The organism is Cupriavidus sp. 94F1 (assembly GCF_057798875.1).
On the sequence record NZ_JBYOJT010000004.1, the window covers coordinates 210,032 to 226,254 of the forward strand.

13 protein-coding genes are annotated in these 16,223 nt (G+C 64.1%); 7 read left to right on the plus strand and 6 right to left on the minus strand.

Annotated features, from left to right (window positions below):
• Positions 1-9 precede the first annotated feature (9 nt).
• Both AC3FJ6_RS11860 and AC3FJ6_RS11865 read left to right on the plus strand, forming a co-directional pair.
• Positions 10-1,080, plus strand: coding sequence for a cyclase family protein (locus AC3FJ6_RS11860; RefSeq protein WP_488772036.1), 1,071 nt, complete (start codon positions 10-12; stop codon positions 1,078-1,080).
• A 34-nt stretch (positions 1,081-1,114) separates the two neighbouring features.
• Positions 1,115-2,080: a tripartite tricarboxylate transporter substrate binding protein gene (locus AC3FJ6_RS11865; protein ID WP_488772037.1), complete on the plus strand. Its 966-nt coding sequence runs from the start codon at positions 1,115-1,117 to the stop codon at positions 2,078-2,080.
• A 125-nt stretch (positions 2,081-2,205) separates the two neighbouring features.
• On the opposite strand, the gene AC3FJ6_RS11870 is transcribed toward AC3FJ6_RS11865, so the two are convergent.
• The 4 genes from AC3FJ6_RS11870 to AC3FJ6_RS11885 form a co-directional block, all read right to left on the minus strand.
• Positions 2,206-4,122: a hybrid sensor histidine kinase/response regulator gene (locus AC3FJ6_RS11870; RefSeq protein ID WP_488772038.1), complete on the minus strand. Its 1,917-nt coding sequence runs from the start codon at positions 4,120-4,122 to the stop codon at positions 2,206-2,208.
• A 471-nt stretch (positions 4,123-4,593) separates the two neighbouring features.
• The gene (locus AC3FJ6_RS11875) at positions 4,594-6,891 is read right to left on the minus strand and encodes a xanthine dehydrogenase family protein molybdopterin-binding subunit (protein WP_488772039.1); all 2,298 of its coding nucleotides are present in this window, start codon (positions 6,889-6,891) and stop codon (positions 4,594-4,596) included.
• The gene (locus AC3FJ6_RS11880) at positions 6,888-7,355 is read right to left on the minus strand and encodes a (2Fe-2S)-binding protein (RefSeq protein ID WP_488772040.1); all 468 of its coding nucleotides are present in this window, start codon (positions 7,353-7,355) and stop codon (positions 6,888-6,890) included. Before AC3FJ6_RS11880 ends, AC3FJ6_RS11875 begins: the two co-directional genes overlap by 4 nt.
• 95 nt (positions 7,356-7,450) lie before the next feature.
• Positions 7,451-7,933: a MerR family transcriptional regulator gene (locus AC3FJ6_RS11885; RefSeq protein ID WP_488772041.1), complete on the minus strand. Its 483-nt coding sequence runs from the start codon at positions 7,931-7,933 to the stop codon at positions 7,451-7,453.
• Between the two features lie 317 nt (positions 7,934-8,250).
• Here AC3FJ6_RS11885 and AC3FJ6_RS11890 point away from each other — a divergent pair, with 317 nt between their 5' ends.
• The 5 genes from AC3FJ6_RS11890 to AC3FJ6_RS11910 all read left to right on the plus strand — a co-directional run bounded on the left by AC3FJ6_RS11890 (position 8,251) and on the right by AC3FJ6_RS11910 (position 13,551).
• Complete coding sequence (locus AC3FJ6_RS11890) at positions 8,251-9,237, plus strand: acetoacetate decarboxylase (ADC) (RefSeq protein ID WP_488772042.1); 987 nt, start codon at positions 8,251-8,253, stop codon at positions 9,235-9,237.
• 226 nt (positions 9,238-9,463) lie between these two features.
• Positions 9,464-10,114: a GbsR/MarR family transcriptional regulator gene (locus tag AC3FJ6_RS11895; protein WP_488772043.1), complete on the plus strand. Its 651-nt coding sequence runs from the start codon at positions 9,464-9,466 to the stop codon at positions 10,112-10,114.
• Between the two features lie 3 nt (positions 10,115-10,117).
• Positions 10,118-11,491 (plus strand): cytochrome ubiquinol oxidase subunit I, encoded by a 1,374-nt coding sequence (locus tag AC3FJ6_RS11900; RefSeq protein ID WP_488772044.1) that lies wholly within the window; start codon positions 10,118-10,120, stop codon positions 11,489-11,491.
• The gene (locus tag AC3FJ6_RS11905) at positions 11,488-12,525 is read left to right on the plus strand and encodes a cytochrome d ubiquinol oxidase subunit II (protein WP_488772045.1); all 1,038 of its coding nucleotides are present in this window, start codon (positions 11,488-11,490) and stop codon (positions 12,523-12,525) included. The genes AC3FJ6_RS11900 and AC3FJ6_RS11905 overlap by 4 nt, the downstream gene beginning before the upstream one ends.
• 147 nt (positions 12,526-12,672) lie before the next feature.
• Complete coding sequence (locus AC3FJ6_RS11910; RefSeq protein WP_400393204.1) at positions 12,673-13,551, plus strand: oxygenase MpaB family protein; 879 nt, start codon at positions 12,673-12,675, stop codon at positions 13,549-13,551.
• Here AC3FJ6_RS11910 and AC3FJ6_RS11915 read toward each other — a convergent pair whose 3' ends face one another.
• Both AC3FJ6_RS11915 and AC3FJ6_RS11920 read right to left on the minus strand, forming a co-directional pair.
• Entirely contained in the window at positions 13,552-15,102 is a 1,551-nt protein-coding gene (locus AC3FJ6_RS11915; protein ID WP_488772046.1) for an MDR family MFS transporter, read from the minus strand.
• Positions 15,103-15,269: 167 nt separating this feature from the next.
• The gene (locus AC3FJ6_RS11920; protein ID WP_488772048.1) at positions 15,270-16,178 is read right to left on the minus strand and encodes a LysR family transcriptional regulator; all 909 of its coding nucleotides are present in this window, start codon (positions 16,176-16,178) and stop codon (positions 15,270-15,272) included.
• Between the last annotated feature and the right edge of the window lie 45 nt (positions 16,179-16,223).

Genomic DNA, 16,223 nt, shown 5'->3' on the forward strand with positions numbered 1-16,223 from the left:
GGAGCCGACATGAGCGAAGCACCAAGGCGGTGGCAGCGTAAGCCGGACGGCAGCAATTGGGGCGAGTTTGGACCAGACGATCAACGTGGGCGCATGAACCTCGTGGATCGCGCCAAGGTACTGCAAGGCGTCGCGGAAGTACGCGAAGGCATTACGTTCTGCCTTTCGCTTCCTCTCGATTACCCGGGCGGCCAAACCATGAACGTGCGTCGGCAGCCACCGCGGCGATTCGCCGTCGTCCGGGATGGAAAGAGCGCCGGGCAGCAGGGTTTCTGCTGGTCGTACCGTTCCGAGGATCCCGATCTGACGGACGTGGTCAATGACGATGTCGTGCTCATGAGCCTGCAGTATTCCACGCAGTGGGACAGCCTGGCACACGTGGGCAGCCATTTCGATGCCGACGGTGACGGCAGCGACGAAGCCGTCTTCTACAACGGCTTCCGGGCCGGCGAGGACATCAGAGCCGGCGTCGAGACGCAAGCGCCCGAGGCATGGGCAAGATACGAGAACCCCGAAGCCGCCGCATTGAGTATTGCCGTGCTTGCCGAGCACGGCGCGCAAGGTCGCGGCGTCATGATCGACATCGAGCGTCACCTTGGGCGCAAACGGCAGGCGGTCGGCTACGACCAGCTCATGCGCATTCTGGAAGCCGATAACGTAACGGTCGAGCCGGGCGATATGGTTTGCCTCCATACCGGGTTCGCCGACACTTTGCTATCGATGAACAAGTCGCCGGACCTCAAGGTACTTCACGAATCCGGCACCGGATTGGACGGCTACGACGCGAAGCTGCTCAATTGGATCACCGATTCGCGCCTGGCATGCCTGCTGGCAGACAATCCCGCCGTGGAACTGGTTGTGCCGAAACCGCTGACGCCGTCCCCCATTCGCGGGCCCCGACTGCCGCTGCATGAACATTGCCTGTTCAAGAATGGCATCCATCTGGGCGAGCTTTGGCATTTGACACCATTGGCATACTGGCTGCGCGAGAACAAACGTAGCCGCTTCCTGCTGACCGCGCCGCCTCTGCGCCTTCCCGGTGCCGTCGGATCGCCCGCGACGCCGATCGCAACCGTCTAAACCATAACGACAGCTACAGCTTCTGGAGACAAGAATGTTCAAGCCCGTTACCCGCGCCATTGCCAGCCTCGCACTGCTGTGCGCCGCCACCAGTGCCAGCGCCGCCTATCCCGATCATCCAATTCGCCTCGTCGTTCCCTATCCGGCAGGCGGCGCGGCCGATACGGTCGCCCGCATTGTCGCCGCACCTCTGGGCACCAAGCTGGGCCAGACCATCGTTGTCGACAACCGCCCCGGCGCAAGTGGTGTGATCGGTGCCAGCGCTGTCGCCAAGGCCGCGCCGGACGGTTACACCCTGCTGCTGGACGCCACCGCATTTTCGGTCAACCCCAGCCTGCAACCGAAGCTCCCCTACGATACCGCGAAGGACTTCGCTCCCATCTCACTTGTGGTACGCGTGCCGAACCTTCTGGTGGTGCCGCCGAACTCTCCGTTCAATTCGCCCAAGGATATCGTGGCGCGTGCGAAGGCCACGCCGGGAAAACTCACCTATGCGTCCGCGGGATCGGGCACCGCACAGCACCTGGCGGCAGAACTGTTCCGTCAACAGTCGGGGCTCAACATGCTGCACGTACCCTACAAGGGCGGTGCACCAGCGTTGAGCGACCTGATGGGCGGCCAGGTCGACATGATGTTCAGCAACATGGCAGCGTCTTACCCACTGGTCTCCGGCAAGAAGTTGAAGGTACTGGCGACCACAGGCGCGAAGCGGTCTCCCGCGCTGCCAGATGTCCCTACCATCGCCGAATCGGGGCTGCCGGGCTACCAGGTGTATGAGTGGAACGGCTTGTTCGCGCCTGCCGGCACCTCGGCGGAGATCATCGACAAGATCAACAAGGCAACCATCGAGGTCTTGACACAACCCGCCGTCAAGGAACGTCTCGCGGCGATCGGCGCGGAAGCTTCTGGCGACAAGCCCCAGGAATTCCGGAAGTTCCTTGATGCCGAGCGCGAGAAATGGGCGACAGTCATTAAGCAGGGCAATATTCGCCCGGAATGATGTCGGGAAACCAGGATGGTCTGGTCGCTCAGCGGCAGGGCGTCGATCCTCCTGGCTTTCTCGCGGACGATCGAACGCGTAAACAAGCTTGTTCGCCGGTATCTGGGACAAGGAGCGGATCGTGGCTACGGATTGCCAGAACCGACGGGAAAAATCGTCTTCTTTAGCGCAGCCGGATCGATGGGTTTCACAATGTGACCATGGAACCCCGCCTCGGCAACACGGTCCCGTACGGCTGCCTCACTGAACCCGGTTAATGCGTAGAAGCGCGTATGGTTCAGCTTTGCAAACTCCCGGAGTTCTTCGATCAACGCGTATCCGTCCATATCGGGCATCGCCAGATCGATCAACGCGACATCGGGAACAAAGGTGGAAACCTTGCGGATGGCAGACACACCATCGTAGGCGACTTCTATGGCGTGCCCTTCCATTTGGAGAAGCATGCCAAGGCTGTCTGCGGCATCCTGGTTGTCGTCGACAATGAGGATGTTCAAGCCGGCGACTGGAAACTCCGTCATACAGGGCTCTTCTGATGAAGACGTTTGCGTCGCAATAGGCAACTGGATTGTGAACGTGCTTCCCTGTCCCGGCCCGGCACTGGCGGCGCTAATGGATCCGGCATGCTTTTCGATGATCGATTTGCACAGAGACAGGCCGATCCCCAGGCCGCCGGTTGCGCTATAACCGGGTTCTTCGACTTGAACAAATAGATTGAAGATGTCCGAAAGCATATCGCGCGGGATGCCACGGCCGTGGTCGGTAATGGAAATCGTGCCAATCTTGTCCCAGGCTTTGCACTCTACAGCGATCGTCGTGCCTTCGGGAGAGAATTTCGACGCGTTGTTCAGCACGTTTTGCAGGACCTGACTAAGACGCGTAAGGTCGCCGAAGACATGGAAATTCTCGCCGCATAGTTGCAAATCGATCCGCTGTTGCTTGGCGGAAAAGAGCGGCAAGCAGGCCTCCAACCCTATCTCAATCACCGTTTGAATCGGGATGACTGCGCTTCGCAACTCCAGCTTCCCCACAGCCATCCGGCCGACATCCAACAGGTCGTCGACCAGGCGGCTCAGATGACGCAGTTGCCGGAGAACAACGCTCAGATTGGCTTTGACAAGGCCCCCATCGTCCGGATGTTTTTCAATGATCGCGGTTGCGTTGAACATCGGGGCGAGAGGGTTTCTGAGCTCATGCGCTAACGTAGCCAGGAACTCATTCACTCTTCGCGCAGACGCTTCAACTTCTTCCAGGTGCCTGCGTTCGCTCATGTCGCGGGTTATCTTCGCGAAGCCCACCAAATGATGGTGCTCGTCATAAACGGCGGTGAGCGTAACGCTCGCCCAGAATTGAGTGCCGTCCTTTCGCACACGCCAGCCTTCATCTTGCACGCGGCCCTGATCCCTCGCGATGGAGAGAAGCCGTTCCGGCTTGCCCGTCATCCGATCCTCGGGCGGGTAGAAAACCGAGAAATGCTGGCCGACAATTTCGCGGCTCGCGTAGCCTTTTATGCGGTTGGCTCCAACGTTCCAACTGGCGACGCGGCCTTCCGTGTCGAGCATGAAGATTGCGTAGTCGTACACGTTCTGCACGAGAAGTCGGAACGTCGATTCACTTTCCCGCAGTCGCTCGGAGGACTCCATCTGTTGCGTGACGTCCCGAATGACCATTCCCATGCCAATCAGTACATCGTCGGCGTTGTGCACGGCCGTGATACTGTTGCTGCACCAGAAGCGGCTTCCATCCTTTCGCATCAGCCAGCCGCCATCTTCAAGCTTGCGATGACGTTGGGTCAGAAGGAGTGCCTTCTGTGGCCACCCTCGCGCGATCGCGTCCTCGGTGTATAGCCGCGAGAAGTGCAAGCCAATAGCCTCGGATGCGTCGTATCCGAGCATGCGTTGCGCCCCCCGATTCCAGCTCGTAATGACACCATTTGTATCGAGGAGGACGATTGCATAGTCGGCCACCGTATCCACGAAGGCAAGGAACAGATCCTGTTGATCTGAGGGAATATTTGACGCGGGGCTGTGGGCGGGGGGAGACATAGGGACTCGTTGATTGGTCCACTATAGTCTCGCAATGCATGAGCATCTGATGTCGGGCGCCGTCCTACTTGAAGGACCCCGACATGGGAAGCGGGGCCCGCCATTCGCGCACTTGCGTTCCAGGCCGACCAAAAGGCGCGTTCACACGCGGACCGTGCGCGCCGCCGCTCCAGCACGTATCGCCACGTCCCTCCCTACGAATCGCAGCGGGACAGGAGCGATCGGGGTCGGTCGGGGGAGGTATCCATCGATCATTTTTCCTCTCGCCGGCACGAACGTTACTCGATTCGCCACCGCGCGACGCCGAGACTCGGACCCATCCGTCTCCACCTGCAGTCTCGGCGGGCATGACCTCCACGGAAGCTCCCCCGATTGCTGATTCTAGTCACACCGCGACATACGGCAACCCGACTGGAATGGGGAGGCTGGGCGTGCGCCACCCCACAGACATTCAGGGCCGCGCCCGCTGCCTTACACCATTGGCAGTTGCCGAACTGGATTGCCAGTGAGCTGGGCGACGGCATGTGCCACGGCGGGCGCGATTGGCGGCACGGCCACTTCACCGACGCCGCTGGGTTCGGCCGTGCTCGGCACAATGTGGGTCTCGATCAAGGGGGTCTCCGCCATCTTGATCATCGGATAGTCGGTGAAGTTGGTCTGCAGGATCTGTCCGTCCTTGATCTGAATCTGGCTGTACAGTGCGGCCGTCAGCCCGAAGATAATCCCGCTTTCCATCTGCTGGGCAACGACGCCCGGATTGACCACCGTGCCGCAGTCCACGACGCAGACAACGCGATGCACACGTGGCTTGCCGTCCTTGAGCGACACCTCCGCCACCTGCGCCACCACCGAGCCGAACGCGTTGTGCAGCGCAAGCCCGCGCGCACGCGGCGAGCCGTCAGTGTGGGGGGCCAGCGGCTGTCCCCAGCCTGCCGCTCTGGCGGCCGTATCGAGCACCCTCAGTTCACGCGGGTGCGACTTCAGCAAATCGCGCCGCATAGCCAGCGGATCGAGCCCGGCGGCAGCAGCCACGTCATTCAGAAAGTTCTCCAGGAAGAAGCCGGTGTAGGAGTGGCCGACGCTGCGCCAGAACCCGATCGGTACCGGCAGCTGCACCGTCAAGTGCGCGATATGCGCATGCTCGATTTCATACGGTAGGTCGAACAACCCCTCGACGGTATAACGATCGATTCCGAGCGACGGCGCGCCGAACAGCCGCTCCAACTCGCCAGCCATGATCGACTGACCGGCGCTGCGCGAGGCGATGGCTGTCACCCGCCCGTTCTCCACGCGGGCCCTCAGCCTTGCGATGGCCTGCGGACGATAGAAGTCGTGCCGGATGTCGTCCTCGCGCGACCAGATCACCTGTACCGGACGGCCTTCGGTCTTGCAGGCAATCGAAACGGCCTGCCCGATAAAGTCCGACTCCAGGCGCCGCCCGAAGCCGCCGCCAATGAACGGGATGTCGATATGCACCTGATCCCGGCTCACGCCGGCCACCCGGGCGGCAACAAGCTGTGCCAGGGTCGCCACCTGGGTAGGCGCCCAGAGCTGAACGCGGTCTTTGCTCACCTGGGCCGTGCAGTTGATCGGCTCCATGGCGGCATGGGCCAGGTAGGGTGCGCTGTACTCGGCTTGGACGACCATTGCGCCGTCCGTGCTGGCGAAGGCGTTCAGGCTGTCGCCCGTGGAACGGTAGGTAAAGCCGCCGTTGTCGCTGTCGAGCGCACCCACCAGTTGTTGCCGGATGCCGGCGGAATCCAGTGTGGCGTGCGGCCCCTGATCCCAGACGGGTTCCAGCGTTGCCAGCGCCTGACGTGCCTGCCAGTAGTGGTCGGCCACCACCGCTACGCCTGGCGCTCCGCCGGTCGAGCCGTCAAACGGCACGACATACCGCACGCCTGCCATCGCCAGTGCTGCGTTCGACTGGAAGCCCCTGAGCTTGCCGCCAAAGACGGGGCACATGACGACCGCCGCGTACAGCATGCCCGGCGGCCGCGCATCGATGGCAAAGCGCGCGCTGCCATCCGTCTTGCCTGCGATGTCGTTACGCGGCGCCGGCTTGCCAATCCGTTGATATTGCGCAGCCGGCTTGAGCTTGACGTTGGAGGGCGGCCCCATATCGCGGGCCTTTTGCGCGACAGCGGAGAAAGGCATCTGCCTGCCGCCTGGACCGATGAGCTGGCCTTCGCGCACGGTCACCTGTGCCGCCGGCACACCCCATTCACGCGCTGCCGCTTCCACCAGCGTGGCGCGTGCAGTGGCGGCGGCCTCGCGCACCGGCTGCCAGCCGTCGGCCACGCTGCTGCTGCCGCCGGTGATAATCAGGCCGATCTCTCGCGCGCCCTTGGCCATGATCCAATGCAACGCGCGCGCCCAGGCCTTGTCCGCGTCGTCGGGATGAAGCGGCAGCGAATTGATGTCCATCACCTCGACATTCCCATAGATGCGCTCGATGGGGGACGACTCGATGCTTACCCGCGCCAGCGGAATATCGAGCTCCTCTGCGGCCAGCATCGCCAGCGCAGTGTGGATACCTTGCCCCATCTCCACGCGCGGCATGGCCAGGATGACGTCGCCTTCCCGCGTGATCTTGATCCAGCCATTCAGCGCAATCTGACCAGACGTCCCGGGGAATGCCGCGGCGTCGCCGAGCCGGCTGCGCGGCGGCATCACGCCCCAGCCGACCACCAGCGCGCCGCCCAGGCCGAGCGCCCCAAGCAGGAAGCGACGCCGCCCGCGGCGTGGGGTAGTTGTGCCGGCGCTCATGCGCTCCCCTCCCGCAATGCCTTCGCAGCGCGCTTGATGGCAGTGCGCACGCGCGGATACGTGCCGCAGCGGCAGATGTTGGTGATGGCCGCATCGATGTCGGCATCGTTCGGGTCGGGCTGCCTGGCGAGCAGGTCCGCGGCCGCCATCAACATCCCCGACTGGCAGTAGCCGCATTGTGGCACCTGCTCGTCAATCCAGGCTTGTTGCAGCGCGTGGCGCTTGCCCGGCGCGCCAGCCAGCCCTTCGATCGTGGTAACGCGCTTTCCCGCCACGGCTGCCACGGGCAGGACGCAGGAGCGCACCGCGTTCCCCTCCAGATGCACGGTACATGCGCCGCAAGCCGCCACCCCGCAGCCGAATTTGGTGCCCGTTAGGTTCAGATGGTCGCGGAGCACCCATAACAAGGGCGTGGCCGGGTCGCATTCGACGCTGACCGGCCGGTGGTTGACGTCCAGATTCATGTATTGCTTCCTTGCCCTGATCCAGGGGTCTGATGACATTCCGCCATTCAGCCGGCGGTCGCGTGGACGTGTGATGACCGGTTATCGCCTGTCCACTACGTGGGTTCTTCCCGCCGGCGCCGGCTTGCCTTTCGAAACATGGCGACGTCGTCGGGTGCCAGGCTCGAGCCTTCCATTTCCCCGGATCGGATGCGCGACAGCACCCGCTTCGCGTTGGTAGCGCAGTCGATTCCCGCTGGCTTGCCCTCGATATCAGCCAGCAGTGCATGAATGTGCGCCTTGCTCTGAGCGAGCCGCGCCTCCATTGCCTCGATGTCACGCACCTTGTTGCGCAGCGTTTCGACCAGCGACCCATGCTGCCATTCCGCCAGATCGGGAGGCAGCAGCGCGCGAATCTCGTCGAGCGTGAAGCCTGCCTGCTGCGCGCTGGCGATCAGGTTGAGCAGCAGCACGGCTTGGGATGGATAGCTTCGGTAGCCGTTCGCCTGACGCTCGACCTTCAGGAGACCGATGCCCTCGTAGAAGCGGATTCGCGAGGGGGCGAGGCCGGTCCGCTTTGCCAGTTCTCCGATCTTCATGTCTTTCACACCCCTCGTGCAGAGTTGGTGGGGCCAAACCGGCTCCCAATGTCGCTGACCATTCCCCATGGCTGAATACGTTGAAACTGCCTTCAGTCTGAACTCTAAGGTTCAACTGAACTTGAAGGTCAAGCATCCGTCAGGCACCCGCCCCGAGAACAGGCTCCTAATAGTGCCTATTCGTGCACATATTAAGCAGGAGGCACGAGAACCCCGGCCTCCCGTGGCAACCCGCTGCCAGCCAAAAATGATGTTGACATTAAAGCTGACTTCAAACTTAGAGTCGACGCACGATCCAATGACCACTACCCAACCACATGACGATCCGAAAACTGGCGGCGGCTACCGGTGTACTTCTAAGCGCCAATTCGAGCCCTATCTGGGCCGATGACGCATCGACTATCCAGCCCGCAGAGAGCACAACAATCAATATTGCCGGCCATGAGGTCCCTGTCGTAAAAGGCGGGCTGTATGACCGCTATCGCTCCAATCCGCCTCTTTCCGTCATTGCGGCGGAAGCCCCGGACGTTGACCTGAGCTGGTTCAAGGAACTCAAGAAGGAGAAGGTGGATATTGGCTTCGAATCCTATTCGCCGAATTTCTACTACAAGAACAGCAGGGTGACGATCATCTTTACCGCCGACTTGAACAGGTTGCGGGAATTGATGCCGGCGGACGTGCTCGAGAAGGTGCAACCGCTTCAGATCTGGCCCGGCCGCGGCCTTGTCGCGCTCACCGCCTACGCCTACCACTTTTGCGATAACGACGCTTACAACGAGATGGGTCTCTCGGTCATCACGAATCGGCCGGGCAGTTCCAGCCTGGGGCCCCTTACCTTGATAAGTCAGGCGATGTCCGGTGACTTCTGGGGCTACGTACTGAAGCTTCCTGTCAACACGGAGCTGGCGAGGGTACGGGGTGTTGTCGGCTATAACCTCCCCAAATGGCTGACAGGCATCCACTACCGCGAGACCGAGAAGTCAGTCATCGTCCAGATCCTCGACAGCGAAACGGGCAAAGTCGATGTCACCATCGACGCGGAAAAGCTGGGCGATCTCTCGAGCAAGATCTCGATGGTGACCCATCGCTTTACAAACGTGGACCAGCAAGGGAAATTGACCACCGGTTTTGCAACTTCCCGGCAGCTCAGCCATGCCTCCAGCACAAATGCGGGCACGGTGAGCCTCGGCTTGACGGAAGGAAGCCTGTCGACATTCATCAAGTCCTTGAAGCTCGGCAAGATGCTCAAGTACGAGTACGTCCCGGAATTCCAAAGCGCCCTGTACTCGCCCAAGCCGCTTTGATGGAAGTTTTAGTGTCGAGTTGACACCGGTGGCATCTTACGGGCAGTCCTTTGGGCCACCGTCTTATAGCATCCTCGTCCGCGGCGGACAGTGATCTCCAATGACCACTTCAGGTTCATCCGCGGCACTGCGACACCCCGCCACACCCCTCCACCCCATCCGCCCCGCGCACGCCTCTAAGTTTTGTTCTAAACTTTCACAAATTTCTGAAAATTCAAAACAGACAATGCAGCTCTCGCCCCTGGTCCAGCGATTTGTCCTCCACTTCGGTGAGATGGGCAGCCGCTGGGGGATCAACCGCACGGTTGGTCAGATCTATGCCCTCCTCTTTACCGCCGCGCGGCCGCTGAATGCGGACGAGATCGCGGAATCACTTGGGTTTTCACGCTCCAATGTCAGCATCGGGCTCAAGGAACTGGAATCCTGGAACCTGGTGAAGCTGTCGCACCAGCCCGGCGACCGCCGCGAGTATTTCTCCGCGCCCGACGATGTCTGGGCGATCTTCCGCACGCTGGCCGAGGAACGTCGCCGGCGCGAGATCGATCCCACGTTGTCGATGCTGCGCGAAGTCCAGCTGGAGACGCCGCTGTCCGACGAAGACCGGCACGCCCAGGCCCGCATGAAGGAGATGTACGGGCTGATCCTGCTGGTCACGACGTGGTTCGGCGACATGCAGAAGCTCGATGTCGCCACCCTCGAAAAGCTGATGCGCCTGGGCTCGCGCGTCACCAAGCTGCTGGACGTCAAGGACCGGCTGACCTCTGCCATCGGCATGGGCGGCGCCGCGAAAGACAAGACTGCCAAGGCCGACAAGGCCCCGGCGAAGTCCGCCAGCAGCAAGCCCCCTGCAAAGTCTGCCCGCCCCCGCAAGGAGTAACCCGTGTTTGCAAGTGTCGATCCGGTGATACTGGCGCGCATCCAGTTCGCCGCGAATATCACGTTCCACATCCTGTTCCCCACCATCAGCATCTCGCTGGCGTGGGTGCTGCTGTTCTTCAAGCTGCGCTACAACAAGACCCGCGATGAAAGCTGGATGGACGCCTACCGCGTCTGGGTCAAGATCTTCGCGCTGACGTTCGCGCTGGGCGTGGTCAGCGGCATCACCATGAGCTTCCAGTTCGGCACCAACTGGCCCGGCTACATGGAAACCGTCGGCAACATCGCCGGCCCGTTGCTGGCCTACGAGGTGCTGACCGCGTTCTTCCTGGAAGCCACCTTCCTCGGCATCATGCTGTTCGGCATGCGGCGCGTGGGCAATCGCATGCACACCATCGCCACGCTGCTGGTGGCCGGCGGCACCACGCTGTCGGCATTCTGGATCCTGGCGCTGAACTCGTGGATGCAAACCCCGGCCGGCTTCGAGATGATCGACGGCCGCGCGCATGTCACAAGCTGGCTCGAAGTCATCTTCAACCCGTCGTTCCCCTACCGGCTCGTGCACATGCTGCTGGCGTCGGGCCTGACCGTGGCCTTCCTGCTGGCCGGCATTTCGGCCTATCGCTGGCTTCGCCACGACCGCGGCCGCGAAGTCATGCATTCGCTGCGCACCGGCGTGACGCTGGCGGCGTTGCTGATTCCGCTGCAGATCGTGGCCGGCGACCTGCACGGGCTGAACACGCTGCATCACCAGCCGGCCAAGATCGCGGCCATGGAAGGTATCTGGAAGACCGAAAAGGGCGCGCCGGCCGTGCTGTTCGGCCTGCCCAATGCGACCACGCAGTCGAATGACTTCGAGATCGCGATTCCCAAGCTCGCCTCGATCTACCTGACCCACAAGGTCGACGGCGAGATCAAGGGCATCGACGCCTTTGCCGATCGGCATCCGCCCGTGGCACCGCTGTTCTTCGCCTTCCGCATCATGGTGGGGGTTGGCCTGCTGATGCTGGCCGTGTCGTGGCTGGGCACCTGGCAGCTCCGCCGGCAGGGCGCGCCGTCGCCGTGGCTGGCACGCGTGCTGGTGGCGATGACGTTCTCGGGCTGGATCGCGCTGGTGGCGGGCTGGTATGTGACCGAGATCGGCCGGCAGCCCTATCTGGTCTACGGCGTGCTGACCACCGCCCAGGCCGCCTCGAAGGTGCCCGCCGCCATGATCGGCAGCACCCTGGCCATGTATCTGTCGCTGTATCTGGCGCTGATCGTCGCCTACATATCGGTGGTCTTCCACCTGGCCCGCAAGGCGGGCAAGTCCGCCGCGTCCGGCCCCGCCGAGGGCACGCCGCAACCCGTCATCGGCCAACCCAGGAGCGCGCAATGAACCCGGCCACGATTCACGACCTGACCCAGCCGGCCGGCTGCCTGCCGCTGGTGTTCCTGGCGCTGATGGGCCTGTCGATGCTGATCTACGTGATCCTCGACGGCTACGACCTGGGCGTGGGCGTGCTGCTGCGCCGCGCCGACGATGCCGACAAGGACACCATGATCGCGTCGATCGGCCCGTTCTGGGATGCCAACGAAACCTGGCTTGTGCTCGGCGTGGGGCTGCTGCTGACGGCATTCCCGCTGGCCCACGGCGTCATCCTGACCAACCTGTACCTGCCCGTGGCGTTGATGCTGGCCGGACTGATCATCCGCGGCGTGGCGTTCGACTTCCGCGTCAAGGCGCGCGATCCGCACAAGCCGTGGTGGAACTTCGCGTTCTATGCGGGCTCGCTGCTGGCCAGCTTCTCGCAGGGGCTGATGCTGGGCCTCTATATCACCGGCTTCCGCTACGACCTGCCCAACCTGCTGTTCGCCGTGGCCGTGGGGCTTTGCCTGGTGGCCGGCTACTGCCTGCTGGGCGCCACGTGGCTGATCATGAAGACCACGGGAAGCCTGCAGTTGCGTGCCATCTACTGGGCCCGGCGCAGCCTGTGGCTGACGGCGGCCGGCGTGGCGGCGATCTCGGTGGTCACGCCGATGGTCAGCACGCGCATCTTCGACAAGTGGTTTGCGCTGCCGAACATCATCATGCTGGCGCCAATCCCGTTGCTGACGATGGGCCTTTTCGTGGTCATCGAGCGGTTCCTGCGCCGCATGCGCAACCTGCACGCCAACGGCAACGACCGCTGGTGCTGGCTGCCGTTCGCCGGGACGGCCGTGATCTTCCTGCTGGCATTCAACGGCCTGGCCTACAGCCTCTTTCCGTACCTCGTGGTCGATCGCATCGACATCTGGCAAGCGGCCAGCGCGCCGGAATCGCTGATGGTCATCCTGCTGGGCGCCGCGGTGGTGCTGCCGACGATCCTGGGCTATACGGCCTACGCCTACCGCGTGTTCTGGGGCAAGGCCACCGACCTGCGCTACGACTGACGGCCATCGCGCGGCCAACGGCCGTGGCGGCACGGCGGGTGTATGCTGGCAATAGCCAGACAACACCCGCCTTTTTCGTTCCGCACCTTGTCCGCCTCGCCCGACCCCACCCACCGTGCGCCCGCGGGCGCTACCACCGGCCCGCTCATGCGTCGCCTGCGCAGCCACGCCGGCAATCAGGTTCGCGCGCTTACGCGCAGCAATTCCGGGCTGACGCTCGACTACGACAATCCGCCCGGTGATCCCGGCCTGTTCGGTCCGGACGCTGTCTGCTGGCGCGTGCATGCCGATTTCCCGGCGATGCTGGCCGGCGGCGTCAGCGCGCTGTTGTTGCAGGCCCTACACCCGCGCGCACTGGCCGGCGTGTGGGACCACTCCAGCTTCCGCACCGACATGCAGGGCCGCCTGGGGCGCACCGCGCAGTTCATCGCCGGCACCACCTACGGCAGCCGGGCCGACGCGATGCTGCTGATCGAACGGGTGAAGCGCATCCACGCGTCGATCCAGGGCACGGCACCCGATGGCCAGCCCTACGCCGCCGACGACCCCGACCTGCTGACGTGGGTGCACGTGGCGGAGGTGTCGAGCTTCATGGCCGGATACCTGCGCTACGTGGGGCCGCTGTCCGTAGCCGAGCAGGATCGGTATTTCGCGGAAGCGGCGACGGTCGCGGCGTTACTGGGCGCACCGGACGTGCCGCGCTCGCGCGCCGGGGTCGATGCCTATCTGGAAGCCCAGCGTCCCGGTCTGGTGAACAGCGACCGGACAAAGGAAGTGGTCCGGCTGATCATGGCGATGCCGGTGGCCAACCCACTGCTGGTGCCGGCCGTGCGAACCATGGCCGATGCCGGCGTGGCGCTGCTGCCACCCTGGGCGCGCCAGATGCTTGGTCTGCACCGCCCTTCACTGCGCCGCTCGCTGGCGCTGGCCGGCATGCGCGGACTGGCGCCCACGCTGCGCTGGGCGCTGGGGCCCGGCCTGGCGGCACGTGCCAGACGGCGGGTACAGGCGCAGCCGGCCGCCTGATTACTCCGCAGTAGCCGCCGCCTTGGCTGCGGCGGCGGGGCTGCCGCGCAGCGTCGTTTCCTTCAGGCGGGCCACGAAGAACGGCGCGATCAACGAGACCGCCGCGCTCATCAGGAACAGCACGCGGAACGCATGCTCGGCGGCCACGCGCACGGCGGCGGCATCGCCCTGGTCGCCGCCGGACATCGCCCGGCGGAACATGCTCATCAGCACATCCTCGCCGCCGCGCATGTCCGATACGGCCACGCCGCTATGGCGCAGCAGCGCGATCAGCACCGTGGTAAGCACGGCCACGCCGACAGCACCGCCCAGCAGCCGCGAAAACGCTGTCAGCGCCGTGGCGATCCCCACCTGCTGGGGCGGCACGGCGTTCTGCGTCGCCACCAGCCCGCTGGGCAGCTGCAGGCCGATCGACAGGCCCAGTATGATCATCACCAGCGCCGCCAGCGTCACCGATTGCGGTGGCGTGAATGCCAGCGCCACGATGGCCACGGGCGCCACGAGGCAGCCCGTCATCTGCAGCGGCTTGTAGCGGCCGCTCCACGACATCAGCCGGCCTGAAATATATGCGCCGAACGGAATGGCCAGCGTCAGCGGCACCAGCCGCAGCGCGGCCGTGTCGGCAGCCGCCCCGCCCACCACCTGAAAGCGCAGCGGCAGCAGCACCGACATCGCGATCAGCTGGAAGAAGCACAGGAACAGCGTCAGGCAGCAGATGGCCACGGTGGGCACGCCCAGCATGGCAAGCGGAATCACCGGATCGGCGGCGCGGCGCTCCTGCCACACGAACACCACCATGCCGATCAGGCCCGCTGCCAGCAGGCCGACCGTTTGCGGTTCCAGCGGCGAATGGCCCTGCCCCAGACGGGTCAGGAACACCAGCACGCCGGACAGGCCGCCGCCGAACAGGAACGCGCCCAGGTAGTCGATCCTGTGCTTGCGGCCAGTGACGGGCAGATGGCGCAGCGCGCGGCGCACCACCACCAGCGCGATCAGGGCCAGCGGGATGTTGATCCAGAAAATCCAGCGCCACGACAGGAAGTGCGCCAGGTAGCCGCCGATCACCGGCCCCGCCATGCTGGCCACGGCCCACACGCCGCTGACATAGCCCTGGTACTTGCCGCGTTCGCGCAGCGGCACCACGTCGGCGATGGTGGCCTGCGACACCGAAATCAGCCCGCCGCCGCCCAGGCCCTGCAGGATGCGCGCGACGATCAGCATCGGCATGGTCGTGGCCAGTGCACAGGCGATCGAAGCCAGCAGGAACAGGATGATCGAGAACGTCAGCACCGAGCGGCGCCCCAGCACATCGGACAGCTTGCCGTAGATCGGCGTCACCACCGTCGACGCCACCAGATAGGCCGAAATCACCCAGGCCATGTCCTCGAAACCATTGAGCTGCAGCGCGATGTCGGGCAGCACCACGGCCACGATCGACTGTTCGAGCGCGCCGAGCAGGATGGCCAGCATCAGGCCGAAGATGACCTGCATGACGGGGACGTCAGCCGGGGGAGCGTCGGGGGAAAGCCGGGATGAGGGCGCTGCGGACATGGTGTGGCCTGGCTGGCAGATGAAGGCCCGGACGGGCTTCGCTGCTCTTTTGTCGGTGAAGGAGAGCCGCTATTTTAGGCGACTGCTGAAAACCGCGCTTGTCGTTTCCCGTTCAACGCCCGCTTTGGACCCGGAACCGAGGCGTGAAAGAGACACCATCATCACTTTTATGACAAGGGTTCACAGCATGCGCGTACTGCCTGGCGCAACCAGCGGTGGGCGGGATCGGTGTCGCGCCGCGCATGCCAGGCCTGCTGAAATGGCACCGATGGCAGCGCCACGGGTGGCGCGAACGCGCACAGCCCCGGCTGGGGCGGCGCGGCGGACAGCGTCCGGGCGGCCACCGTCAGGATCAGGTCGGTGCCGGCCACCACGTCCAGCGCCGCGCTCCAGTGCGGCAGGACCACCGCGACATGGCGGTCCAGGCCCGCTGCCGCCAGGGCGGCGTCGATATCGCTCGGCGCATCGAGCCGCATCGCCACCAGCACGTGGGGACGGGCCAGCCACGCCTCGCGCGCCAGGTCGCCGTGCGCGGGCAGTGTGGCGCCGTCCGCCACGCTAATGTAGTAGTCCTCGAACAGCAGGTCGACACAGATATCGCGCGGCAGATGCGGAAACACGCCCAGCGCCAGGTCGATCTCGCCGTCGGCCAGCTTGGCGAGCATGGCTTCGCGGCTGGCCTGCACGGCGGCCAGGTCGATGCCGGGCGCCTCGCTGCGCAGGTGGCGCACCAGCGTCGGCAGGATGATGCGCGCACCATAGTCGGACAGCGCCAGGCGGAACGTGCGCCGGGCCTGGGCCGGATCGAAGGCGGATGTGCGCAGCAGGCCGTTGAGCTGGCTCAGCGCATCTTCCAGCGGCGGCAGCAGTTCGCGCGCGCGCGCCGTTAGCACCAGGCCGGCGTCGCGCCGCACCAGCAGAGGATCGTCGAACAGGTCGCGCAACTGGGCCAGCGCGTGGCTGACCGCCGGCTGGCTCTTGTGCAGCCGTAGCGCCGCGCGCGTGACGTGCTGCTCCGTCAGCAACGCGTGCAGCGTCAACAGCAGGTTCATGTCGAGGCGGCGCAGGTCATCCATGCGGCGAATGTCTCAGGTAAGGATTGCGAATTTCCCTGGCGGCCC